21 protein-coding genes and 1 other annotated feature are annotated in these 25,653 nt (G+C 45.5%); of the genes, 2 read left to right on the top strand and 19 right to left on the bottom strand.

The features are described from left to right. Positions 1 to 4: 4 nt before the first annotated feature. From ACFQ0C_RS18445 to ACFQ0C_RS18460, 4 genes are all read right to left on the bottom strand, one after another. Positions 5 to 2,662, bottom strand: a complete 2,658-nt coding sequence (locus ACFQ0C_RS18445; RefSeq protein WP_379368485.1) for a valine--tRNA ligase — start codon at positions 2,660 to 2,662, stop codon at positions 5 to 7. 97 nt (positions 2,663 to 2,759) lie between these two features. Further along, positions 2,760 to 3,091, bottom strand: a binding site (T-box leader). A 153-nt stretch (positions 3,092 to 3,244) separates the two neighbouring features. Next, the gene (locus tag ACFQ0C_RS18450) at positions 3,245 to 4,321 is read right to left on the bottom strand and encodes a LysM peptidoglycan-binding domain-containing protein (RefSeq protein WP_379368486.1); all 1,077 of its coding nucleotides are present in this window, start codon (positions 4,319 to 4,321) and stop codon (positions 3,245 to 3,247) included. A gap of 96 nt (positions 4,322 to 4,417) precedes the next feature. Continuing rightward, a complete protein-coding gene (locus ACFQ0C_RS18455) occupies positions 4,418 to 5,296 on the bottom strand; it encodes an RluA family pseudouridine synthase (RefSeq protein WP_379368487.1) in 879 nt (292 codons plus the stop codon). Continuing rightward, positions 5,297 to 5,419, bottom strand: coding sequence for a hypothetical protein (locus tag ACFQ0C_RS18460; RefSeq protein ID WP_258211235.1), 123 nt, complete (start codon positions 5,417 to 5,419; stop codon positions 5,297 to 5,299). A gap of 238 nt (positions 5,420 to 5,657) precedes the next feature. Between ACFQ0C_RS18460 and ACFQ0C_RS18465 the strand changes: the two genes are divergently transcribed. Beyond that, complete coding sequence (locus ACFQ0C_RS18465) at positions 5,658 to 7,364, top strand: phosphodiester glycosidase family protein (protein ID WP_379368488.1); 1,707 nt, start codon at positions 5,658 to 5,660, stop codon at positions 7,362 to 7,364. A 106-nt stretch (positions 7,365 to 7,470) separates the two neighbouring features. Here the strand turns inward: ACFQ0C_RS18465 and hemL are convergent, their stop codons facing one another. Then, positions 7,471 to 8,769: a glutamate-1-semialdehyde 2,1-aminomutase gene (gene hemL, locus ACFQ0C_RS18470; protein WP_379368489.1), complete on the bottom strand. Its 1,299-nt coding sequence runs from the start codon at positions 8,767 to 8,769 to the stop codon at positions 7,471 to 7,473. 135 nt (positions 8,770 to 8,904) lie between these two features. On the opposite strand from hemL, the gene ACFQ0C_RS18475 reads away from it, so the two are divergent. Then, a complete protein-coding gene (locus ACFQ0C_RS18475; protein WP_379368490.1) occupies positions 8,905 to 9,567 on the top strand; it encodes a Crp/Fnr family transcriptional regulator in 663 nt (220 codons plus the stop codon). Positions 9,568 to 9,648: 81 nt separating this feature from the next. Here the strand turns inward: ACFQ0C_RS18475 and hemG are convergent, their stop codons facing one another. From hemG to lon, 14 genes are all read right to left on the bottom strand, one after another. Next, on the bottom strand, positions 9,649 to 11,097 hold the full coding sequence (gene hemG, locus ACFQ0C_RS18480; RefSeq protein ID WP_379368491.1) for a protoporphyrinogen oxidase: 1,449 nt from the start codon (positions 11,095 to 11,097) through the stop codon (positions 9,649 to 9,651). 6 nt (positions 11,098 to 11,103) lie between these two features. Beyond that, positions 11,104 to 12,039, bottom strand: coding sequence for a ferrochelatase (gene hemH, locus ACFQ0C_RS18485; RefSeq protein WP_379368492.1), 936 nt, complete (start codon positions 12,037 to 12,039; stop codon positions 11,104 to 11,106). Further along, positions 12,040 to 13,104 (bottom strand): uroporphyrinogen decarboxylase, encoded by a 1,065-nt coding sequence (hemE, locus tag ACFQ0C_RS18490; protein WP_258211240.1) that lies wholly within the window; start codon positions 13,102 to 13,104, stop codon positions 12,040 to 12,042. Positions 13,105 to 13,423: 319 nt separating this feature from the next. Then, positions 13,424 to 14,422 (bottom strand): porphobilinogen synthase, encoded by a 999-nt coding sequence (gene hemB / locus ACFQ0C_RS18495; RefSeq protein ID WP_258211241.1) that lies wholly within the window; start codon positions 14,420 to 14,422, stop codon positions 13,424 to 13,426. 51 nt (positions 14,423 to 14,473) lie between these two features. Further along, positions 14,474 to 16,006, bottom strand: a complete 1,533-nt coding sequence (cobA, locus tag ACFQ0C_RS18500; RefSeq protein WP_379368493.1) for a uroporphyrinogen-III C-methyltransferase — start codon at positions 16,004 to 16,006, stop codon at positions 14,474 to 14,476. Between the two features lie 5 nt (positions 16,007 to 16,011). After that, positions 16,012 to 16,950, bottom strand: coding sequence for a hydroxymethylbilane synthase (gene hemC / locus ACFQ0C_RS18505; RefSeq protein WP_379368494.1), 939 nt, complete (start codon positions 16,948 to 16,950; stop codon positions 16,012 to 16,014). Positions 16,951 to 16,985: 35 nt separating this feature from the next. After that, entirely contained in the window at positions 16,986 to 17,699 is a 714-nt protein-coding gene (locus tag ACFQ0C_RS18510; RefSeq protein WP_379368495.1) for a precorrin-2 dehydrogenase/sirohydrochlorin ferrochelatase family protein, read from the bottom strand. Between the two features lie 114 nt (positions 17,700 to 17,813). After that, the gene (locus tag ACFQ0C_RS18515) at positions 17,814 to 18,638 is read right to left on the bottom strand and encodes a cytochrome c biogenesis protein (RefSeq protein WP_258211245.1); all 825 of its coding nucleotides are present in this window, start codon (positions 18,636 to 18,638) and stop codon (positions 17,814 to 17,816) included. A 21-nt stretch (positions 18,639 to 18,659) separates the two neighbouring features. Next, positions 18,660 to 20,054 carry a glutamyl-tRNA reductase gene (gene hemA, locus ACFQ0C_RS18520; protein ID WP_258211691.1) on the bottom strand — a complete coding sequence of 465 codons (1,395 nt, stop codon included), beginning with the start codon at positions 20,052 to 20,054 and terminating at the stop codon, positions 18,660 to 18,662. Between the two features lie 165 nt (positions 20,055 to 20,219). Continuing rightward, on the bottom strand, positions 20,220 to 20,750 hold the full coding sequence (locus ACFQ0C_RS18525; protein ID WP_379368496.1) for an S-adenosylmethionine decarboxylase: 531 nt from the start codon (positions 20,748 to 20,750) through the stop codon (positions 20,220 to 20,222). 129 nt (positions 20,751 to 20,879) lie between these two features. Continuing rightward, entirely contained in the window at positions 20,880 to 21,281 is a 402-nt protein-coding gene (gene speD, locus ACFQ0C_RS18530; RefSeq protein ID WP_258211247.1) for an adenosylmethionine decarboxylase, read from the bottom strand. A gap of 346 nt (positions 21,282 to 21,627) precedes the next feature. Further along, positions 21,628 to 22,215 carry a non-ribosomal peptide synthetase module gene (locus ACFQ0C_RS18535; protein WP_379368497.1) on the bottom strand — a complete coding sequence of 196 codons (588 nt, stop codon included), beginning with the start codon at positions 22,213 to 22,215 and terminating at the stop codon, positions 21,628 to 21,630. A 331-nt stretch (positions 22,216 to 22,546) separates the two neighbouring features. After that, entirely contained in the window at positions 22,547 to 23,182 is a 636-nt protein-coding gene (gene yihA / locus ACFQ0C_RS18540) for a ribosome biogenesis GTP-binding protein YihA/YsxC (protein WP_379368498.1), read from the bottom strand. Between the two features lie 40 nt (positions 23,183 to 23,222). Further along, positions 23,223 to 25,556, bottom strand: a complete 2,334-nt coding sequence (gene lon, locus ACFQ0C_RS18545) for an endopeptidase La (RefSeq protein WP_379368499.1) — start codon at positions 25,554 to 25,556, stop codon at positions 23,223 to 23,225. Between the last annotated feature and the right edge of the window lie 97 nt (positions 25,557 to 25,653).

A 25,653-nucleotide genomic window follows, 5' to 3' on the forward strand; every position in this document is an offset into this window, starting at 1 on the left:
TTACTCACCCTCTCAGCTCTGCCAGACGGGCAATCACTTTATCCCGCTTATCAGCGTAGTCAACAAGCTTGGCTTTTTCTTCCTCAATGACTTTGGCAGGGGCTTTCGCTACGAAGCCTTCGTTGGAAAGCTTCTTCTCAATCCTCTCCACTTCACCGTGAAGCGCCTGTAATTCCTTCTCTAAGCGGCCCAGCTCTTGCGAAATATCAATCAACCCCGCGAGCGGCAAATACAGCTCAGCACCGGTCACAATGGCTGTCATCGCTTTATCAGGCGTAGTCAGCTCCAAGCTGATTTCAAGCGTTGACGTATTGCTAAAGCGTTGAATATAGTCCTCATTCCGTTTCAAAACAGCCAAGACTTCAGCGCTCGACGGCTTAACCAGCAATTCTATCTTCTTGCTCATAGGAACATTGACCTCTGCACGGATGTTACGAACGTTGCGAATGATATCCATCAGAAGCTCCATTTCGCGAACAGCGTCTGCTGCTTCAAAGCGGCTCTCATACTCCGGCCATTTAGCCAATATGATGGTCTCGCCTTCATGAGGCAGGTGCTGCCATATTTCCTCGGAAATAAACGGCATGAAAGGATGTATCAATCGCTGTGTTTGGTCCAATACATAAGCAATTACCGATTTGGTAGTTTTCTTGGCTTGATCATCGGTTCCATACAAGGATAATTTACTGAACTCAATATACCAATCGCATAGATCATCCCAAATAAAGTTGTACAGAAGACGGCCGGTTTCTCCGAATTCATAGGAATCCATCAGGCGGGTTACGTCGCGAACCGTCTCGTTCAAACGGTGTAGAATCCAACGGTCTGCCGTATTTAGAGATCCGCTCAAATCAATCTCTTCCACTTTAAAATCGCCTAGATTCATTAAGGCAAAGCGAGAAGCATTCCATATTTTATTGGCAAAATTACGCGCCTGCTCTACTTTCTCCCAACGGAACCGCAAATCCTGCCCAGAGGTTGAGCTGGTAGAAAGCATAAAGCGCATCGCATCCGCCCCGTACTTCTCGATAACTTCCAGTGGATCTACGCCGTTGCCAAGTGATTTGGACATCTTCCTTCCATCCGCATCACGTACCAAGCCATGGATCAGCACGTCCTTGAAAGGAATTTGGCCTGTAAACTCAAGCGCGGTAAAGATCATTCTCGATACCCAGAATGGGATAATATCATAGCCTGTTACCAGTAAGCTGGTTGGATAGAAACGGCTCATATCCTCGGTTTCATTCGGCCAACCAAGTGTCGAGAACGGCCACAGCGCCGAGCTGAACCAGGTGTCCAGCACATCCTCATCCTGGCGAAGGTTCGTACCGCTGCACTTGGAGCAAACAGTTACATTGTCGTGCGCTACATGGATCTCGCCGCAATCCTCGCAATACCAGGCAGGAATCTGGTGCCCCCACCACAGTTGACGGGAAATACACCAGTCACGGACGTTTTCGATCCAATGCAAGTAACTTTTTTCAAAACGGTCTGGGACGAAGTTTGCCCCTTTATTCGAATTCTGGGCTTCAATCGCTTGCTCCGCGAGAGGTTTCATCTTCACAAACCATTGGGTAGACAAGTAAGGCTCTACAACAGCCCCGCTTCTTTCACTATGGCCCACTTGATGCAAATGATCCTCGATTTTTACCAATACACCGGATTCCTTCATATCAGCAACAATCTGTTTACGGCATTCAAAACGGTCCAATCCCTTATAGGATCCTGCATTGTCATTCATTGTACCGGACTCATCCATCACCAATATTTGTGGAAGATCGTGACGTCTGCCCACTTCGAAGTCATTCGGATCATGGGCCGGAGTAATTTTAACTGCACCGCTGCCGAATTCCCGATCAACGTACTCATCGCCAATAATCGGAATTTCACGACCGGTAAATGGCAGTAGAAGCATTTTTCCTATCAAATGCTTATATCGATCATCCTTCGGATGGACGGCAACCGCAGTATCGCCCAGCATCGTTTCCGGACGTGTAGTTGCAACAACTATAAATTCCCCGCTATCCTTGACAGGGTATTGCAAATGGTACAGATGTCCTTGTACTTCCTTATGCTCTACCTCAATATCGGATAATGCCGTACGTGCCGCTGGGTCCCAGTTAATAATGTAGTTGCCGCGATAGATAAGACCTTTTTCATAAAGCTTTACGAATACTTCACGCACCGCTTTGGACAAGCCTTCATCAAGAGTAAACCGCTCACGGGAATAATCCAAAGAGAAGCCCATCTTTGCCCATTGCTCATGAATGGATTCCAAATAAAGCTCTTTCCATTCCCAGACTTTTTCCAGAAATTTTTCACGGCCGAGATCGTAACGGGTTACACCTGACTCGCGCAGCTTTTGTTCAACTCTCGTCTGAGTGGCAATTCCCGCGTGATCGGAACCAGGCAGCCAGAGAGTGTCATATCCCTGCATTCTTTTGGTACGAATCATTATATCTTGAAGCGTGCAATCCAAAGCATGACCGATATGAAGCATTCCCGTCACATTCGGAGGCGGAATTACAACTGTATAGGTCTCCGCATCCGGGCGTTGTCCCGCTTTAAAATATTCACCCTTAAGCCAATAGTCATACCATTTTTTTTCCGCTTCCTTCGGATCATAAGTTGTCGGCATTTGAGTTGTTTTTAATTCTTCCATACTGAATTACCTCCATCATTCTACATATACCTACTCTAGAAGCGAGCAGTGAGTCTTGTTCACCGGACTTCTAATTAACACAAAAAAACCTTTCGCCGCAAAGGACGAAAGGAGCTGCTTCCGTGGTACCACCTTTATTCCGTAATAACCTATCTGCTCTTGTTAGCCGGCTTTATTAAAGCCCCAGCCAGAGTCATGAATCGGCTATCTTACGGCACTTAAACAGATAACGGCTGTAACCGGCAATGTCTATTACATACGGCATGTTTCCATTGGCTGCATAAGAGCACAGGGAACCGTGTACCACAAGTATTTTAACACTGCAACTCCAGGGCGACTTCGGCCAGTTACCTCCTACGGAACCTTTCAGCGTAACAATTCCGCTCTCTGATGGGTTGGCTGCCTACTATTCCCTATCCATGTTGATAAACAGTATAATTATTCCTATGATAAACAACATTAACCAAGGAGTCAATACGATAGCTGTCTACAAAGTGAAGATATGATTCATTGTACCCAAAAAACACCCCGAGCAAACCCACTGGAGTTTGTTCGGGGTGTTCGAATTTCTGAAAACATCCATCATTTAGGGATATAGACTACTTGACCTTCTGTTAGATTGTTCTCTCCCAATCGATTAAACAATGCGATTTCCCGTGGGTTCAATTCATAACGCCGGGCAATGGTCTCAAGCGTCTCTTCCTTTTGAACAATACATAGGCGCACCCGCCGAAATTCTTGCTTCTCATTCATTGTACTCAGCAGCAGCTTTTTCCATTCCAGCTTTTGGCCCGGAGCCGAACTTACAGCTTGTGCCCCTGACTCAAGTTTGTCTTGAGCCCTGCCATCATGCTTGCCCGTTGTGCTGCCTAATAGTGAAGCCAAACCGTTCGCCGTATATGCCTTCTCTTCCTGTGCCTTTTTTCCGGTAAAAGCGATTTTCAGCTCTTTCTTCTCATCCAACAAAGCCAATGACTCATTCGACGACTGGAAGGTTTCAAGCGACTCTGATACCGATTCTTCCTCAATCTCCCCAGATGATTTCAGATTACTTGGAGCATGTTCCTCTGAATGTAATTGCTCGTCTCGTGGAATTTGCCCGGAAAAAGCAGCATTCTCATCCATTACTTGCTCGTTCTCGGGCGAATGTACCGGCTCAGACGCTAACCATTCCTGCTGTGGCTGCTCCTGCTCCTGTTTATTAATGATATCACCATACTCGGTATTGCGAGGAACTTGGTGGACGAACACAACCTCCTCCTCGGTCTCCCCCCATCCCTCAACTTGTGGAGATGGGACGACTTCAAGCCCATTTAGTGATAATACTCCTGTAATATTCAGGCTCCTCGCAGACAGCAGGTCCACATCAAAGTTCTCAATCTCAACTGCGATGTCCTCCACCCTATGAACGCGATTCATAGGCAGCGTAATTTCAACCGGAATAAGATGCTCCAAAGTCCGGTTTATTGCATCCTGCTCATCGACGTAGGTTCCAGACAAGAGCAAATTGCCTCTTAACAGAGCTTGATCCCCGTAAGGCAATACCTGTATGTGAGGTACCAGCTCAACGTCCTCCAGCTCTTTAATTCCTGCAACCCCTTCAGACAAATGCACGCGTTCATAAATATCAAATCGTAATCCACCCTGATGCTCAACCAATGTTATGTCCTCCCTCCGGAAACTAACTTATAAACGTTATGGATGGTTAATTTCATTTGTCTATAAATTTATATGGTTTGCGTGGAAGGAGCATGACTATATTTTTTTCAAAATCGAATACAGTTGTTCGAAATCCGATGGCCAGGGAGCCGCTACCTCAAGCTTTTCACCTGTAAACGGGTGGGCGAATACGAGCTTTTCGCCATGCAGTGCCTGTCGGGAAATAATTCCGGAAATGCCTCCATAAAGCGTATCTCCGTAGATTGGATGACCCAGGTGGCTCATGTGCACACGAATTTGATGAGTTCTACCGGTATCGAGCTGCAATCTTACAAGCGCTGCATCCGCCAGTTGTTCAATTACCTCGTAATGGGTTACAGCATATTCGCCAGTAACGGACACTCTCCTTCGTGCAGCATGATGCCGATCTTTACCTATAGGAGCTTCAATTGTACCTCGGGAAACAGCCAGTCGTCCTTGAACAATAGCGACATAGCTTCGGCCAATTTGCTTCTGTCTCATCGCTTCGTCCAATACAAGCTGCGACCACTCATGTTTTGCGTATAATACAGGGCCCGTTGTATCTTCATCCAATCTATGAATATGACGAACCTTGCATCTTTGTCCAGTAGATTCATAGTGGGAAGCAACGACATCAGCGAGCACCGGATTTCGGATGCCAGGGTCAGAGCCGTCGCCATGGACTTTGAGTCCTGCAGGCTTATTGACAAGCAGGCAGAAATCATCCTCATAGAGCACTTCTAGCGGCATCCATTCCGACATATATTCTACGGATTCATTCGGAAATATATGTAAGCGGATACGCTGGCCTTTAATGGAAATGTCGCCTTTTTGCTGCAATTTCCGCAAGAATCCATCCGAAATGCTCATATAGTTTTTCAATTCTTCTATCGAAGCAAGCGGTTGCGGGAGACGCAGCTCCAGCCACTCCCCTTTTTTCTGCCAAGGTACCATTTATTTAGGCTCCTTTTTTCCATAAAACAAACTGTACAGCACGATCCCCGCGAAGATAACAAAAAATGCAAACATAACTACAATCATTTCAAGAGTAATGCCATAAAAGCTATATCTGTTCATAACGACCGCTCCAATTCATTAAGCAATGATAAAGTTCCCAAGCCCCAACTTCTATTTCTAATATTAGCAAAAAGTAATCCTCATCACAAAAATCCATATCATTCCTAATTCCGGTTAAGGTAGGAAGTCTATCAAAATGGATGATAATATGATAAAATAATTTAGATATTTGTTGATAGATTTTAAGAAATAAATTTAGGGTCGTCATTGCTTAATTGATAACAGGAGTGAACTTAATTTGAGTACAGCCATACAGTTTTTTAAATCGACGAAGAAACAGATGCTGGATTTTAGTTGGATCAAGCGCACGCTTTTAATTATTGCAGTTTTGGCTTTTCTTGCATCAAGCTTCTTATTTTTAACATCTCCTGGTACTACCCTGCGTATCTGGATGGCTGAGACAGTTATTATTACTCAACATCGTGAATGGGCCTGGATTTTCGTCGGTGCGGAGCAGCGCGATGAGATGGTTCGCAACATGCACCAAAATATTGAAAAGAATGCGGAAGAAAAGCAAGATATGGGTCGTATTCAACACAAAGTATATAAAAAGAATCGTTCGATTGATGAACTAATTAAAGTTGAAGATATTTCCGGCCCGCTGTGGAAAGGCAAAAGGATGTACGTCTTCGACCCAAAATCAATCAGAGCTATGACGCCGGTCAAATCCGGAGAGGGTGAACGGATCAGCGCCATGGTAAAACGTACCGGAGCTGTTGCAGGCGTCAACGCCGGAGGCTTTGACGATCCTGAAGGACTTGGCAACGGTTTTGCTGCATTGGGAGTTATCGTGTCTGGAGGAGAAGTTATTTTCACCGACCAGGATGAAACAACCCCGCAGCACATCGTCGGATTCACCAAAGATGGAACTTTGATTATTGGTAAATACAGTATGACCGAGTTAAGAACAATGGGAATTTCGGAGGCTGCTTCCTTCTATCCCCGCGTTATTGCCAATGGTAAGCCGCTGCCAATCAGTGACGGGAGCCGCGCTCCAAGAACTGCAGTTGGTCAAAAGGAAGACGGAACTGTAATTTTCATAGTAGTTGACGGACGTCAGGCTCATAGCGTCGGTGCTACTCTAAAAGAAATTCAGGAGCTGTTCCTAGCTGATGATGTTGTTAACGCCGGTTTCCTTGACGGTGGCGCTTCATCAGAGCTGGTTGTAAACGGTGAATTGGTCACGAAGCCATCCAGCCGGTATGGCGAGCGGCGTTTACCTTCAGCCTTCCTTGTATACGATCATCCGGAGGAAGCTGTTGCGAACCGAGTTTGGGATGGTATTAATAAAATAGACGCAGGCGGATCCTATGACCATCCGGACTTCTTAAGGGAGCAGGCTGAGATTAAGGCAAGACAAAAGAACAATCCGACGCCAGCAACTCCTCCGGCCACACCAACTGCACCTACTACTGTAAACAAGCCAGAAACGGATAAAACTGAGAAAACAGATAAACCTAAATCGACAGAACCAGGTAACGGATCAGGTAATGGGACCAATGCAGGTACTGGAAATGGAAATGGATCAGTCAAACCTAACGATCACACTAAACCTCCTGTGACAGAAGGTAAAGAAACGGATCCCACAAAAAATCCACCATCTACTTCAAGTGGAAACAAAGAGTCAACAACACCTGCTGCACCTACAACTCCGGGCAGTACGCCGTCAGGCAGTACGGGAACCGAGACAGGTAAGCCAGCCGGTGGGACCACAGGAAATAATGGTACAACCGTACCTACTGGCACAACTCCTCAAGGAGGAAATCCAGCCGGTTCAGGAACACCTGCAGCACCTACCACACCAACTACACCAGTTCCTAAAGATACTGCACCAAATTCAACTACAACACAAAGCACGGGCAGCAGCACTAATGTAAATCCTCCTGCCCAAGTAACTCCTTCAACACCTGCGGTACCAACTACACCGGTGAATAAACCAAACTAATTATTTACATGTAAAGAACTAACCTTTATCCCAAACATAAAAGCAACCCATTCCGCTACTCAGCGATATGGGTTGCTTTTATGTTTGGATCAGGTATGCGAAAGACCTATTGTTTCAATGCTTTATAATGCGCAGCTATAGTAGCGGCTATATCTTCATCCGTATGCGCCGTTGATACAAACATACCCTCAAATTGAGATGGCGCTATGCTAACTCCATTATCAAGCAAAGCTGCAAAGTACCGGTTAAACAACTCCAAATCAGTTGTTTTTGCTGTTTCATAATCGGTAACATGCTTATCCGTGAAGAACGGACAAATCATCGAGCCGACTCGATTGATCGTACTGGCAACCCCTAGCTCACGTGCATTTGCTAAGAAGCCTTCCTCCAAGCGAGCCGACTTCCGTTCCAGCTCCTCGTATACTCCCGGTTTACCCAACAGGCTCAGAGTCACATACCCGGCCGCCATCGCAAGCGGATTGCCAGAAAGTGTACCCGCTTGATAGATCGGGCCACTTGGAGCAATCAACTCCATAATCTCACGTTTACCACCATAAGCCCCTACCGGCAAACCTCCGCCGATTACTTTACCTAGACAGGTGAGGTCTGGAGTGATGCCGTACAAGCCCTGTGCACTGTTTAAACCAACGCGGAAGCCGGTCATTACCTCATCAAAAATAAGCAAGCTTCCATATTGGAGCGTTAGATTTCGCAACCCTTGCAAGAAACCGGGCTGTGGAGGGACTACTCCCATGTTCCCCGCAATCGGCTCCACAATAACCGCGGCAATTTCTTCACCGAAGCGTTCAAAGGCTAATCTAACGGAATCAATATCATTATACGGTACAGTGATCGTATTAGCTGCCACACTTTCAGGAACACCCGGGCTATCAGGCAGTCCTAAAGTCGCCACACCAGAGCCTGCTTTAATAAGTAATGCATCAGCATGTCCATGATAACAGCCTTCAAACTTTAATATTTTGGAACGCTTAGTATAACCTCTAGCTAAACGCAACGCACTCATTGTAGCCTCTGTACCGGAATTCACCATACGTACCAGCTCTATCGATGGAATCCGTTCAATGACCAAACGGGCCATTTCCGTTTCCAGTTCGGTCGGTGCCCCGAAGCTTGTACCGGATTCAGCTGTTTTCTTGATGGCTTCCACCACTTCAGGATGTGAATGACCAACAATTAGCGGCCCCCATGAGCCTATGTAGTCAATAAATTCATTCCCATCTATATCAAATACCCGTGAACCCACTCCACGCTCCATAAAAAGCGGTGTCAACCCAACCGACTTAAAAGCTCGAACCGGACTGTTAACACCACCTGGGATTACAAGCTTCGCTTCCGCAAAAGCCTTCGTTGAGCGTGCATCTTCTCTTTTCCTTATATTAGCCAAAACTACCCCTCCTTAGAGCTCTAGTGCTTTGCAAATAATGTCGACTTTTCCCATATATTAACTTGAAAACCAGCGTAAACCGATATATAATTATTCGGACTATGGAACCATCATCCATTGAAACGAGGAGAAACCATGATTGATTTCTTGAGCAAAGTTCCCTTATTTATCAATCTGAATAGTAGCCAGTTAACATCCATTTCTAACATTTGTTCGAAAAAATCATTTCGTTCCGGGACCATTCTGTTTAACGAAAAGGAACTGGGTTCTGTATTTTACATCGTGTTCAATGGCTCTGTAAAAATATACAATACCTCTACTACGGGTGAGGAAAAAATTCTTTCCTTATTCAAAAGTGGGGACAGCTTCGGTGAGCTTTCATTAATCGATGGCAAGCCTCGTTCCGCCTCCGCCCAAACTTTAGAGGACAGCGTCCTTATCGCCCTCGATGCCAAGCACTTTTTGGAGCTGTTAAAAAACAATTTCGATATTTCCCTCTGTATTATGCGAGAGCTGTGCAACAGGCTGCGTGATACGAACCAGCACGTATACGATTTAACTTTCCTCGATGCCAGAACTCGTGTTATCAAGAGCTTGATCAAGCTCGCTAATAAGAACGGAACCCGCAATGGAAATGTTATTACAATAAAAATGATGCTTAATTATGATGAGGTTTCACAAATGGCCGGCGTTCAGAAGCCCATCCTTATGCAAGTTATGCGTGACTTCCAGGAGAGGGAGATTCTGGTGTTTGACGGTCCGACAATGAAGCTTGACCTCGCGAAGCTGCGGGGGTAGTTATTCCCTCTGTCCTTCGGCTTCTGGCCTTATGAATTGAGTGATCCCCATACATGGATAAGCCCGATTATTCGGGCTTATTTATTTGACAGTCAGCTGCGAAACAAGCGCTAGCGCCGTTTCCTTCCCTTGCCGGATACAGTCGGGAAGCCCCACTCCATGAAAAGCAGCTCCGGTAACATGAATGCCTGGCATTTGCTCAGCCAAACCGCTGCGAACACGTTGCACCAGCTTCAAATGCTCAACCGGGTACTGAGGCATGGAACGCGGCATTTTGGTAATTTCCGTAAACAATGGTTCTGCAGTAATACCCAGCAGCTCCTGTAAATCCCGCCGTACCGCTTGGATCATTTCTGCTTCAGACATCTTAAGCCAACGCTCGTCACCGGAACGACCGACATAACAACGCAGCAGAACTTTTCCCTTCGGTGCAGTGTGCAGCCATTTAGAGGAAGTCCACGTACATGCAGTAATAAATCGATTTTCGCTTCGCGGAGCCAACAGCCCGCTTCCATCCAGCTCACGTACCATATCGTTCGCATTGAACGCCAGAATAACGTTGGCAACCGATACGTAATCAATGGTCATCAATTCTTTTGCAGCAGGCACTTCATTAAGCAGAGGAGCAATAGCGTAAGCAGGCAGAGCTATAATAGCACCGTCTATTCGCTCTGTTAGTCCGCCTCCATATACCAATTCATAAGAACGCCCTGATTCATCCTTCGACTTCAGCTTATGGATAGCATTAACCTCGGTGTCCTTCATGAAATGAACATCATCCAGAGCATCTACGAGGCCATTCACTATGGTTTGCAAGCCTTCCTTGAAGGTCAGGAATACCGTGTTTTTCGCCACCTCGGGCAGCGTCTTGCTTTCCTCTCCACCCTGCTTGCGGTTCCGAGTCATCCCAAGAATTAAGCTGCGATGCTTTTGCTCCAGTGCGTGAAACTGAGGAAACGTTGCCTTCACGCTCAATGCATACGTGTCACCTGCATAAATGCCCGCTAACAGCGGTTCGGCAATTTGCGTCAATACTTCCTTGCCCAGTCTGCGTTCCAAAAAGGCGCCTAGTGATTCATCATCCGTACTTTGTCGCTTAGGCAGCAGCAAATCCAACGCAGCACGCGCTTTACCTGCAAATGACAACAAGCCTGTTTTCATAAAAGGGCCAATCTCCGTTGGAATTCCGAGAACGAGCCCTGGAGGCATGCGATGCAACCGATTGCCATGTAAAATGTAAGTTTTTTTGGCATTCGGATTTGTGCCTGTTAGTTGATCCTCAAGCCCAAGCTCCTTGGTTAATTCAATCATAGCAGGCTTACGCGCCAAAAAAGAGTCCGGACCTTTTTCAATAACAAAGCCGTCCTTCTTTAACGTGTGAATGCGGCCCCCGAACGAACCGCTTTTCTCAATCAAGGTTACTTTAACAGCTTCACCCTTTTCAGCCATTGCTTTTTTCAAGTAATAGGCTGCGCTTAAACCTGTAATGCCGCCGCCGATAACGGCCACATGTCTCGGTTCATTCCCCATCTTGCATCATTTCCTCTCGCACTGTGCATATACAACGTCACTCAAAGCGCCCATATACAAGGGATCCGTATTTAAGGAAGGAGTACGCTCCAAGTGGATACCCAGCTCACGTGCCGTCTTTTGCGCTTCAATATCAAGATCGTACAAAACTTCCAAGTGATCGGATACGAAACCTATTGGACAAACCAGTACGTGCTTAAATTGCTTTTCAGAGCTAGTCGTCTGAAGTACATCCAATATATCAGGACCTAACCATGGCGTCCCTGTCTGTCCTGCACTTTGCCACCCGAATTGCCAGTTGCTTATTCCTGTCTGAGCCGCAATAGTACGTGAGGTTTCCAGCAGCTGCTCAGGATACGGGTCTTTCATCTCAAGTATTTTCTCCGGAAGGCTATGTGCTGTAAACACTATGCGAACTTCGTCCCTGGAAGTATCGCCAAAACGTGTTAATGTGTCCGTAATCCGTTGTGAAAGTGCCTCTAGTAATTGTGGATGCAGGTGATAGCTTTTCACAAAATTAATTTGCAGACCCGATTCAGCCGCTTTATCTTGTGCGCGCTTGATATAGCCGCCTACGCTCATTGTTGAATAGTGAGGTGCCAGTACGACACCGACAGCTTGCTCAATACCGTCTTTAACCATCTGCTCTACACCATCCTCGATGTAAGGAACAGCGTGCTTTAAGCCTTGATAGCAAGTAAACGAAATATCCGGGTGATCCGCATTTAGCCGATCTTCCAATGCTTGTACCTGCTTATTTGTGTTCTCTCTTAACGGAAAAAAACCGCCGACAATCGCCTCATATCGATCCGTCAAATCCTTTAGCTGCTCTGGCGTAGGAGGGTGCCCGCGGCGAATATGGGTATAATAGGCTTCCACCTGGTCCAAGCTCTCTGGAGTTCCATAGGACATCACCAGAACACCAATCCGCTGTTTAGACATTTACACACCACTTTCTTGTTTCGATTTAGCTAAAGCTTCCTTGGAATATACATGAATGAATTCCGTCAGCTCCCGCAGTTTATCGAGTGATGCTTCTGGGAACAGTCCATGTCCAAGGTTGAACACATAACCTGGCTGTTCAATACCTTGATCAATAATAGCTTTGGCATGCTCCTTAATAACTGACATTGGTGCTGTCAATACATAGGGATCAAGATTGCCCTGAACCGCGAAACGTGAACCTACTCTTTTACGTCCCTCTGCGATCGAAACACGCCAATCGAGTCCAATCACATCTACCTCCAGTTGTCCCAAAAGCGGGAGCAATTCTCCGGAGCTAACGCCAGGGAAATAAATTTTGGGCTGTTCCAAATGTTTAAGTTCGTCAAAAATACGTGTTATGGTCGGAAGCACAAATACTTTGAAGTCATTAGGTGAAAGCGCGCCTACCCAGCTGTCAAACAGCTGTACAGCTTTTGCCCCTGCAGCAATATGCGATTTCAAGTACGTAATAACCATATCACCCAGTTTATCCATAAGCTGGAACCATACTGCCGGCTCGCTATACATAAGCTGTTTGGTTCGTATGTAGCTTTTGGTTGGTCTTCCTTCGATCAAATAACTGGCGATTGTAAAGGGCGCGCCCGCGAAAGTAATAAGTGGAACCTGAAGCTGTGCTGCCAAAATTTCGATTGTTTTGATAATATGGGATAAGTCCTTCTCTACTTGAATAGGGCGCAATCTTTCCACATCGGCCGTCGAACGGATCGGGTTGTGAATGACAGGGCCCACATCTTTTACAATATCAAAATCAATCCCAAGCGAAGCAACAGGGTTCATAATATCTGAGTAAAGAATTGCCGCATCCACACCTAATTTATGCACAGGCATCATCGTAACTTCAGCTGCCAGCTCCGGCTGCTGACAAATTTCGAGCAAGCTGTATTTTTCCTTAATTTTGCGATAATCCGGATCGTAGCGTCCCGCCTGTCTCATGTACCATACCGGGAGCGTATCCACCGCTTGCTTCTTACATGCTTTAATAAACGTATCGTTATAGCTCATTTAATTTTCCTCACTTCCGTATACTCCTAAAAACTTCCTGTATGGAAAGTTTATTTCGTAAGCATAAACTGATCTACTCATTATTATGCCCTATTTGGCAGCTTGTAACAACTGATTAGCATCCAAGATTCCGACAAAAGTATGACAAGAAACGCTCACGATTTTACCCACTGTAAGCGTTCTCGTATCGATGATGGTCCAGAAAAGAAAGTCCACTCATCAGACAAAAAATAGCCATAAATGCGAGGAAGCCATCCTCTTGTTAAAGGACAGCTTCCCTGACTTCTATTTGCTTTCATTTCGGACATTCATTATCCGCTTATTGACTTTCACGCAGCCAACCAGCAACATCCTTGGCAAAATAAGTGATAATGAGATCTGCTCCTGCACGCTTAAAGCCGATCATCATCTCCGAAACAATGGAGCGTTCATCGATCCAGCCCTGCTTCGCAGCGGCCTTCACCATAGAATACTCAGCACTGACGTTGTAGCAAACAAGCGGCAAATCGAATTGATCACGAAGTGTCCGAATGATGTCCATATAAGCCAAAGCAGGCTTAACCATCAAAAAGTCTGCACCCTCTACAACATCGGCTTCAGCTTCTCTAAGCGCCTCACGAGCATTAGCCGGGTCCATCTGGTAGGTTTTGCGGTCGCCAAACTGCGGAGCGGAATGAGCCGCATCGCGGAATGGACCATAGAAAGAAGAAGAATACTTAACGGCATACGACATGATAGGTACTTGATCGTAACCAGCTGCATCCAATCCTTGGCGGATTGCATAAACAAATCCATCCATCATATTGGAAGGAGCGATTATGTCTGCCCCTGCTTCGGCTTGAGCAACAGCTGTTTTAACAAGCAGTTCGAGTGAAGGATCGTTGAGAACATCTGCGCGCTGCTTAGACTCATCAAAATGTACCACACCACAATGGCCATGGTCGGTAAACTGGCACAAGCATGTATCAGCTATGACGAGCAGTTCAGGATACAGCTTTTTAATACTGCGGGTTGCTTGCTGTACAATTCCATTATGATCATAGGCAGAGGTTCCCAGAGCATCCTTATGTGCAGGAACGCCAAACAGGAGAATGGCTTTAATGCCCAAGGCAACAACCTCATGGATTTCTTCTTCAAGACGGTCCATAGAGAAATGGTATACTCCAGGCATTGATGAAATCTCATCTTTGATTTGCGAGCCATGAGTGACGAATATTGGGTAGATTAGATCATTAACCGTAACGTTGTTCTCTCTAACTAAACTGCGCAGCCCATTTGAACCGCGTAATCTCCGATTACGAACGATAGGAAAGCTCATTGTTGTACCTCCAGAAGTTTTTCGTAGACCCTGTATTAGAGTAAAAACTGCTTACTTGGCTTTATATAAACTGTCCACTAAAGATTCAACGGTTGCTTCTTCAGCCAAATAATCAACTGAGAGTCCAGCTTCTTTAACCGTTTGTGCTGTCATTGGTCCGATGCAGGCAATCTGGCAGGAAGCCAGCAATTCCTTCGGATTAGCTGTTCCAAGCTCCTCAAGAGCGCGAATTAAATTCGTTACAGTAGATGAGCTGGTAAAAGTAATAATATGAATAGCTTTTTTCTGCAGCAGCTCAATAACTTCAGTGCCTCCGTCTGTTTCCAGAACGGTTTCGTAAACATCTACCTCTGTTACATTAAGGCCCTTTTCACGCAGTCTGGCGGGCAAATATTCCTTGGCAATATCCGCTGTTGCTAGTAGTACGCGTTGTCCTGGCTTCAAATCCGCTTCAATTGATGAGAGCAGCTCATCTCCTTGAAACTTCGCTGGAAGCGCCTCAGCCATCAGGCCGCGCATATTTAACGCTTCGGCTGTTTTGGGTCCGACGGCCGCAATACGCGCTTTTCCAAGTGAACGAACATCTATGCGGCTCAGCCGCAGCTGCTCGAAAAATTGCTCTACACCGTTAACGCTTGTAAAAATAACCCAATCGAAATCATACAGTTGGTTTAAAGCCTGGGCCAACGCTTCCTTAGCAGCGGTCTTGGTTGGTGCCTGTGTCCGGATAACCGGAAATTCAACCGCTTCTCCACCGAGCTCTTCAATTAGATTTACCAAATCACTAGCCTGACTGCGGGCTCTTGTAACAAGAATACGCCGTCCAAATAACGGCTTCTTCTCGAACCATGCCAGCTTACTGCGCAGCTTTACAACATCTCCGACAATAATAACGGCGGGAGATTGAAAGTTCGCTGCTCTAACCTTTTCAACGATATCGGTAAGAGTCCCTGTCAGCGTCTCCTGCTCCATCCAGGTTCCCCAACGGATTAATGCAACCGGCGTCGTGACGGACTTACCGCCTTCAATTAATTTGTTCCTTATAAATTCCAGATTCGCAACACCCATCAAAAAGATAAGTGTTCCTGAAGCCTGGGACAAGTTTTCCCAATTTACACTGCTGTAGGTTTTGTTCTGATATTCATGTCCGGTCACGATTGAAAATGAGGAAGTAAAATCACGATGAGTAACCGGAATGCCCGCATAAGTTGGAACTGCAATAGCTGAAGTGATACCAGGGACAATTTCAAATTGGATCTCATTGTCCGCAAGCAGCTCTGCCTCTTCCCCTACCCGTCCAAACACGCTAGGGTCCCCGCCTTTTAAGCGAGTTACGGTCTTTCCTTGGAGAGCCAAGTCAACCAGCAGCTGATTGATCTCTGCTTGCTTAAGCATATGCTTGTCCGGCAGTTTGCCAACAAATATTTTCTCCGCACCCGGCTTCATATGCTTCAGAAGCCTTGGACTTGCCAATCGGTCGTATACAACGACATCAGCGCGCTGAATCGCTTCCAGTCCGCGAACCGTTATAAGCTTAGGGTCGCCCGGACCTGCTCCAACGAGATATACGACACCTTTATTCATCGCACTCATCCCCTCACTGTGGCCAATATATCAGCGGCTCCTCTTGCAATTAATGCATCCGCCAATTCGCTTCCCAACTTGACAGGATCTGTCCCGGTCATTGTGTCCTTAAGCATCTGACCGCCATCTGGCGAACCGACCATCCCGGTCATTGTGATGGTAGTGCTGTCAGCCTCGGTGCTGATAGTTGCATAAGCGCCGATAGGCACTTGGCAGCCACCGTTCAGCTTGCCAAGAAAGCTCCGTTCTGCAGCTACAGCAATAGCTGTAGGCTCGTTATTGTAGTGCTTGAGCAGCCCAAGCACCTCTTCATCTCCGCCCCTGCATTCGATGCAGAGCGCCCCCTGGCCTACGGCAGGCAGACATACCTCCGGCGGCAGGTAAGCACTGATGCGATCCACCCAGCCGACCCGGCGTAAGCCGGCGGCTGCAAGCAGTATCGCATCGAAGCCCTCGGATTCGAGCTTCTTGAGCCTCGAATCAATGTTGCCGCGGATCGACTCAATCTTAAGATCAGGGCGATAATACTGCAATTGGGAAGAACGGCGCAAGCTGCTCGTGCCGACCTTTGCCCCTTGAGGCAGCTCATCAAGGCTCGCAGCCCCACGCGTGATCAAGCAATCCCGTGGATCCTCACGCAGAGGCACAGCTCCGATTACAAGTCCTTCTGGCAGCTCCCAAGGCATATCTTTCATGCTGTGCACAGCCATATCGATCTCGCCGTCCATGAGTGCCTGTTCGATTTCTTTGACGAACAACCCTTTGCCGCCTACCTTGGACAAGGTTACATCTAGAATTTGATCGCCTTTAGTAACGATCTTCTTCAATTCAAACTCGCATTCGATACCATGCTCCCGGCATAATTCGCGCAAGTGATCCACCACTTGTCCCGTCTGCGTCAAAGCCAACGCGCTCTGTCTAGTGCCAACTACAATTTTACGCAATACGCTCAGCCCCTTACTTTTGTAGGTAATAATCTTTATTCAAAAAGCTCTCGGATCCATTTGTCCAGCTTCTTTATTCCAGCCAATGTTGGTTCAGCTTCAATACGTTGCATAAGGTCTTGCTTTGAAGAGGATATGTAGCTTCCAGAACGAATCCAACCAAGCAGGTCCCATTCCAGCATCGATTTAAATATCGCTTGCCTCTCGATCGTATCCTTTACCTTCAATTTTATTAACGAACGAAGCTCCTGAAGAAGTTCCAAATACACCTCATACTCTTCACCATACGTCTTCTCCAGCTCCTGGCGTACCCGCTTAGCCACAGCAGGACTTGCTCCAGTCGTAGATACTGAGATCACGAGCTTACCCCGACGTACAACGGCAGGCACAATAAAACCGCTTCGCTTCGAATCATCCGCTACTGTAACAAGCTTGCCCAATGCCTCCGCTTCCAAACGCACGGCCTCATTGATTTCCGTTTGATCCGTTGCCGCGAATATCAAAAGTGCTTCCCGCAGCTCTGTCATCCCTGTTTGGAAATGCTTCTTTATTATCGAAACATGTCCTTCTAGAGCCCATTCTTCAAGCTGTTCCGTACAAGCAGGACTTATCAAAGTTATCGTGGCGCCCGCTTCAATTAAAGATTCGGCTTTACGCTGCGCTACTACGCCCCCTCCAATGATTACACAAGGTTTCCCAATTATGTCAAGCATCAAAGGATAATAGCTCTTATTCCTTCGCTCCTTCAATTGAAACCTCCTTAGAGCTTCGCTTTGGCGCAACTTTCTTCGTAGTTGAAGTGCCGTTAGTTGCAAAACTATCATTTTGCTTCTGCTAGATTTCACTTCCAATATTGCAAACATTTATGACCATTGATGGAAGGTGGAATAGAAGTTGGCAAATACGATGTTCAGAGCAACGATGAAAAATGCAGCCAAATTCCAAAGCGCAAGCTTATCTCCGGGCGTTTTTAGAAGCAGCCGTTGAAATAAATAAAAGCCATAAGCCAAAAGTACAAACCAGGAATTTATTACTTTAGAGTCGAACAGCAGCTTCATATCTCCCTCTAACACAATCCAAACGATTCCTAACGATAGGCCCAATAATAATAAAGGTGCACCCATAATGACTGAAACATAGGCATATTGATCTGTTCTATCTAAACTAGGCAGCCGCTGCATCAGCTTGGACCACTTTTTCTCCTTAAGCTGGCGATGCAAGAACCAATACATGAATGAAAAAACGGCTGCAATAGCAAATGCGGCATAACTGGCGATCGATAGGCTTATATGGATAAAAAGCAGCTCGTCGCTTATTTTCCACGAAGCTAACGTTGGCGATACTTTCGGATTGCTGAAAAAATTCAAAGCCAACACGGCAAAACCGATCACATTAACAAAAAAAACAAATAGTTCTATACGAAAAAACCGATTTATTATTAATGATACCGTAACAAGCAGCCAAGATAGCATAAATAACGTTTCGAACAATGAATATGCATCCGCTCTATTATGCTCGATCAAACTATAGATTAAGTAGAACGTTTGCAAAAGCCATACAAAAGAAAGCAACCCTGCACCCATCCGTTTTGCACTTCGATTCGAACCAACAAAGTCCGAGAAGTAAAACAGGAGGCTCAGGGCATATATATAAATTATAGCATCATATAACCAGCTTTTCGTAACCATAGACCAATGCACCTCTTCCGATTACGATTTGGCCAAGGCATCGGCAGAATTCATTGGAACTTTCGTTAGTTGTTCTTCCTTCCAACGATCATGGGCACTGTCAGCTGCAAGCTGACGCGCTGTTTGCTCCTCATGCTCCCGCTGCGCCAATTGCTCCTCAAGCGCAAATATTTTGGTGAAATACTCCAAAGCCTCATCACCGTGTTTTTCGGCTGCCATTTCTTTGATGCGGTTAACGGGATCACGAAGCATTTGGTTAACTATGCTTTTCGTTAATTTGCGAATGACTTTCAGCTCTCGCTCTTCCAGATCGGGAAGCTTCTTCATCAAGCTGTCCATCGTTTCCTCATGGATCAAACCGGCTCTTGCTTGCAGTGCTTGAATGACTGGGCTAACACCGAGTGTCTTGGTCCATTGTTCAAATGCCTGCTTCTCCTCGGTGATCATTTCCTCGATGATAACGGCTGCTTTGCGTCGTTCTTGCAAATGGTTATTCACTATCGATTGCAAATTATCAATATCATATAAAAATACGTTCGGCAGCTCTCCGATAGCTGGATCCAGATCCCGCGGAACGGCAATATCTATCATAAAAAGAGGTCTTGAACGGCGCTTTTGCAATACGCCTGCAACTTGCTCACGGGATAACACCAAGTCGGCTGATCCGGTCGAGCTGATTACGATATCCACTTCCTCCAAATATTGAAGCAACTTGTCCATGGAACAGGCCACGCCTCTAAACTTATCCGCAAGCTCTTGGGCTCTGCTTAAAGTCCGGTTTACAACAATAACCTTATCCGCACCGTTAGCATACAAATGCTTGACGGTTAGTTCACTCATTTTACCTGCACCTACAATCATAACCTTCTTATGATCATAACTTCCAAAAATCCGTTTCCCTAATTCTACTGCCGCATAGCTGACCGAAACCGGATTATCGCCGATACCTGTCTCTGTATGTGCACGTTTTGCCATCGTTACAGCCTGCTTGAACAATGTGTTAAACATTATTCCGGTCGTCTTCTCCTGCTGTGCAAGCTGGAGAGCATCTTTGACCTGACCTAATATTTGCGTTTCCCCAATAACCATCGAATCAAGCCCGCTCGCTACATGAAACAAGTGATCAATTGCTTTCTCATTTTCATATATGTACAAATGCTTATTGAATTGATCCCGTGGAATACCAAACCATTTCTCAATAAATCCACGCAAATAATGATCGCAAATATGCTCACGATCGGAAACAACATACAATTCTGTCCGATTACAGGTGCCGACGATGACACACTCCATAACGCATTTCGTTTCTTTAAGCTCCTTCAACGCTTGCGCAAGATCTCCATCGGAAAAAGTAAATTTCTCGCGGACTGCTACCGGCGCTGTTCGGTAATTTAAGCCTGCTACAACGATTTGCATAGGTGTCACCTGCCCCTCCTCTTAAGTTTCTGAAAACAGTATAGCATATATTGACGAACTGCTCCGACAAATTTTTTGAATAATATGTGAAAGCAGTTTTTTATCAATCACTCTATTTTCAGCTTTTTTTAACTTCTTTATACCGAATCTGGATCAGTAAGCAATTTACTGCAGCAGCTTTTTCTTAATCAGCTCTGTCATTGCTTTATCCGTTTTGATTAATCGTTCATTTTGTGAGGAAACTATCTTGTGATCTGTTGACATTAGTTTCCCATAAGCATCATACAAGTCCGCATATTGCTTACGAACTTGCTCCAGAGTCTGTGATTCATCCGCCTTCAAAGGCCGCTGTCCGCCAATCTGAAGACGAACCACATATTGCATTAACTGTGTAAGGCCCTTGAACGGTACCAATTCATCTTCCCCGAATGCCAGAACAAGATGTTCATGAGTAAAATTAGCTGTATAAATAGCTTGACGAAGCATATCCAAGCCTTCTGTACCTTGAGACTGATTAGCATCATGCAAGAAGCTTCCAAGCAGCTCCATCTGGAATAAGGAAACTTGATATAACAGCTTCCCCGCGTCCTGCTTCTCATTATGGCTGCCCATAATTAAGCTATTGATTTGATACAATGACCAACAGCCTGCCAACAACAAAAACACATAGAAGAGCAGCTTTCTTCTGCGTCTCACCTGACATCCCCCCATTGAACACATTAAATAATCCAAGCCTACTTGATTATTGTATGGGGGGATATTATAACAAATAACCACGGATAAGCTCCGTGGTTACCATTACTCATGAACGAGTTAATATTATATTTATTTAGTCAATTGTGCCTGCTTCATAACCGGTGTTTCCACTACGAGCTCGCCCATACCACGTATCAGCTTCTTCGCATGCGTCGTTTCCGGTTTCAACACGGAGACCATGTAATCGATAGCCAACTGAGGATCAACTGTCTCGCCGCAAGTATAACAATCTAATGCAGCAAAACCTTTCTCAGGATAAGTATGAATGGATAGATGACTTTCCGATAATAATACTAACACTGTTGCACCTTGTGGTTCAAATTGTTTGGATTGAACCGACATTACGGTCGCCCCACATGCCTCAGCAGCCTCCACCATTTGCGCTTGTAACCATTCTGCATTGTTGAGAAGATCAAAGTCGACCCCCCAAGTATCTACAGCAACGTGTCTTCCGAAAGTTGAATATTCCATCCTTCGGTTCCCCCTTCCTAGGAATAAAATGTTTGAAAAATTTCATCCGCTAGGACCTACGTCATTCACTTCCCGAGGGAGTTATCTCTCGCAACATTCAATGTCCTGAGTGAATCCTGGTTCCTATTTTGTTTTCAACGAGAATAAAAATAACATCTATTCACCAAAAATGCAACACTTTTTTTAAGAATCTCTCATTTTACCATTACACCTTATCTAAACCACTGTCTAGCATATGTAAACAACGCACCTTAAGTGTATAAAAATTTGGTGGACAGCATAAAGAAATACTCCTCCGCTGCTTGGAAACAACGAGAGGAGCTTGTATTTGAAATAAGATATATAATTAAGCTTCGAGTACGAACAATTCATGTGCCAGCTTCTGCAAGCGGGCATCGATTTGTTCGCGTACGGCAAGTTCTTGAATGTCATTTCTTAAATCAAGTAAATGGTTGATTTGGAGTCTTATTCGTCCAATCTCTTGTTCAACTTCATTTCTAAGGAATAGCTTGTTAAGCTGGCCGATGGTGTCCTTGTATTCATAAATGACTTTATCGGTGCCTTCCTTGTATTCCACAATTTTAACTACCGTTCCGTGTTCATATTCGTAGATCATGGTGTATGTTTCATAAAGTCGATGCACAGTTGCGCTTCCTTTGAAGGAGGAAACAGCTTTTCTCATTAAATTGACTAAATTTTTGTTTGTAATCCTGCATGAGCCTTGGCAAACATAAACGCCTAACTTTCTTTCGAACGAGAGGACAATCTCTTGACCTGCATCGTCCAGCAGTACCACCTCTTGGTTTCCGTTTTCAAGCACTCTTACTTGCAGAGAAGCTTGATGGTCAACAAACATTTGAATAAACATGGCCATTTCGGCTTCCGTCAGTTGTAGGCAGGTTTTGACGTATTCGGTCGCTAACCTCATTGCCATAAAAATCCCTCGATTCTTTATTTACGAACCTTGAAGCCTAACTCTTATTCTACTGTGCTATATACATTATACTACATAAATATTTAATATTCCTGCCAGCTTTTCATTGAATTCCGTTGAATTCCAGAAAAAAACGCTTTTTCCTTGAAAGATTTCAAGATTATATTTAAATCCCTCGCTTTCCCTTATCAAGTTCTGCGAATCCCTGCCATAATCGCAAGATTAGTTTACTTTTTTTATTATTACATCATGAACTAGAATGCGTATGTTTATTCTAATTAATGTATGAAAAAAGCTGTATGGCTCAGGTGGCCATACAGCTGTATAAGGCTTACTCGATTATGTCTGTTGGTGGAGCAGGCTCAGGTTCTTCCTCAATCCCCCAGCCTATTTCCTGCTCAATGACTTGCCATAGCTCGTCCTTTCCCACACCGAGCTCGGACGAAAACAATACAAGTCTCTCATGCTTTTCCATGCGCAGCGTCTCTCTAACAATTTTTACATGCTTTTGCCAATGGCCTTTTGTGATTTTATCGGCTTTCGTTGTAACCACACACATAGGTACTCCGTTATGCTTGAGCCAATCATACATACTCTGGTCATCTTTGGAAGGAGGGTGCCGCAAATCAATTATTAACAATACTAACTTTAAATACTCGTGATGCATTAAATATTGCTCAATAAACTTTCCCCAGATTTCACGTTTGGATTTGGAAACCTGAGCATATCCGTAACCTGGTAAATCGACGAAAAATAAGTCCGAATTTATTTTATAATAATTGAGCTGCTGGGTTTTACCCGGCTTGGAACTGGTTCTCGCAAGATTTTTACGCTGGATCATCCGATTGATCAGTGATGACTTACCGACATTCGAACGCCCTGCCAGAGCAATTTCCGGCAAGGCATCGGGAGGGTACTGGCTCGGACCAACCGCGCTGATAACAAACTCAGCTTGATTAACCTTCATTGTGACCTTCACTCTTTCTTTGGTTGAAACTTTATTCTCATTATACTTGAACCTGCTTAACTAATGCATGCTCAAGAACTTCGTCCATATGGGAAACCGGGATAAAGGTAAGCTCACGACGAACGCTCTCCGGCACTTCTTCTATATCCTTAACATTGTCAAAAGGGATAATGACCCTGCGAATGCCTGCACGATGCGCGGCTAAGCTCTTCTCTTTCAAACCGCCAATCGGCAGCACACGGCCACGTAAGGTAATCTCACCTGTCATCGCAACCTCACGGGAAACCGGAATATTCGTCAATGCCGAAATTAGCGCGGTTCCCATTGTTATGCCGGCTGAAGGTCCATCCTTGGGTATAGCACCTTCGGGTATATGGATGTGAATGTCCACCTTCTCATGGAAATCAGGAGGAATCCGAAGCTGCTCTACGCGAGAACGCGTGTAACTGAACGCTGCCTGTGCAGACTCCTTCATTACATCCCCCAGCTTACCCGTAAGCGTAAGCTTGCCGTTGCCGGGCATTACCGTAACCTCAATGACAAGCGTGTCACCACCAACTTCAGTCCATGCAAGTCCGGTAACCGCCCCGATCTGATCGTATTCCTCAGCCATTCCATAACGGTACTTGGAGGGTCCAAGGAATTCCTTTACATTATCCACTCGAACCTGAACGGAGCTGACTTGGCCCGAAACCAGCTGTTTTGCAGCTTTTCGGCATATAGCAGAAACCTGCTGCTCCAGATTTCTTACGCCTGATTCCCGTGTATATTCTCTAACTATCCGCATTAAAGCCTGCTCTTCTATGTTCAATTGCCCATCCTGCAGACCGTGATCCTTTTGCTGTTTGGGAAGCAAATAGTTGTTGGCAATATGCAGCTTCTCGATCTCAGTATACCCTGGAATGTACAACACTTCCATTCGATCGAGCAATGGCCTAGGGATATTATGCACTGCATTCGCCGTGGTAACAAACATTACATTCGACAAGTCAAATGGCACTTCAATATAATGATCGCTGAATGTACTATTTTGCTCCGGATCCAACACTTCCAGCAGCGCGGCTGAAGGATCTCCACGGAAATCCATCGCCATCTTGTCTATCTCATCCAATAAAAAAACCGGATTAGAGGTTCCTGCACTCTTCATTCCTTGGATGATCCGACCTGGCATGGCTCCCACATAGGTGCGTCGATGTCCGCGAATTTCCGCTTCATCCCGGACGCCTCCTAATGAAATTCGGACAAACTGGCGACCAAGCGACCGAGCAATTGAACGCGCAATCGAAGTTTTACCTACTCCTGGAGGGCCAACGAGGCATAGAATAGGGCCTTTTAGCTTCTTAACCAGCTTCTGTACAGCCAAGTACTCCAAAACTCGTTCCTTCGGCTTTTCCAGCCCGTAGTGATCCTCATTCAAAATTTCTTCCGCTCTATTAATATCCAAGTCATCCTCGGTAAAGGTACTCCAAGGGACACCTAATAACCAATCGATATAATTGCGAATTACGCTTCCCTCAGCTGAGGTTGCCGGCATCTTTTCAAGCCGATCGATTTCCTTTTCAATCTTTTCTTTAACTTTTTCCGGCACTTCCGTACTGAAAAGCTGGGATCTAAGCTCCTCTACCTCACCTGCACGGCCTTCTTTGTCGCCCAGCTCTTTTTGAATAGCCTTCATCTGCTCGCGGAGATAATATTCTTTCTGTGTTTTCTCCATTTGCTTCTTGACGCGTTGGCTGATCTTACGCTCCAGCTCCAAAACTTCACGTTCGTTATTCAAAATGCTGAGCAGCTTCTCCAACCGCAGCTTCACATCTATAGTTTCCAGTATTTCCTGTTTATCCTTAATCTTCAAAGACAAGTGGCTGCAGATAACATCTGCCAATCTTCCCGGTTCATCAATGTCAGAAACCGCCGCTAACGTTTCGGGCGTTACCTTCTTCGACAGATTAATATAGTGCTCAAACTGATTTAGAACCGTTCTCATTAATGCATCAATCTCTGGGTCAGAGGTTTCCTGCTCGGGCAGTTCTTTAATCTGCACTTCATAATACTCATCGTTATTTAAAAATTCGGTAATTTCCGCACGGACGACACCCTCAACCAGTACTCGAATTGTGCCGTTCGGCAGCTTAAGCATTTGCCTAACCTTTGCAATGGTACCTATTCGATATATATCTTCTGTTGATGGCTCTTCAATATTCACTTCCGACTGTGAGCATAGAAGTATCATACTGTCGTCCACCATGGATTTCTCCAGCGCCTTCACCGACTTCTCTCTGCCAACGTCCAGATGCAGCACCATACTCGGATAAACGAGCAACCCGCGCAATGGAAGCAAAGGCACACGCCGCACCTTCATTTTGTTCGATCCCATCTTGGAGCACCCCCTCTAGAACTTTGCTTTAACAAAGTTTACTTCGTAAGCATTTGCCGTAACTTTGCTTTAGCAAAGTTTTACTTCGTAAGCACAA

Origin of the sequence: Paenibacillus sp. GCM10027630 (assembly GCF_042676305.1) — a bacterium.
Lineage (GTDB): Bacteria > Bacillota > Bacilli > Paenibacillales > NBRC-103111 > Paenibacillus_S.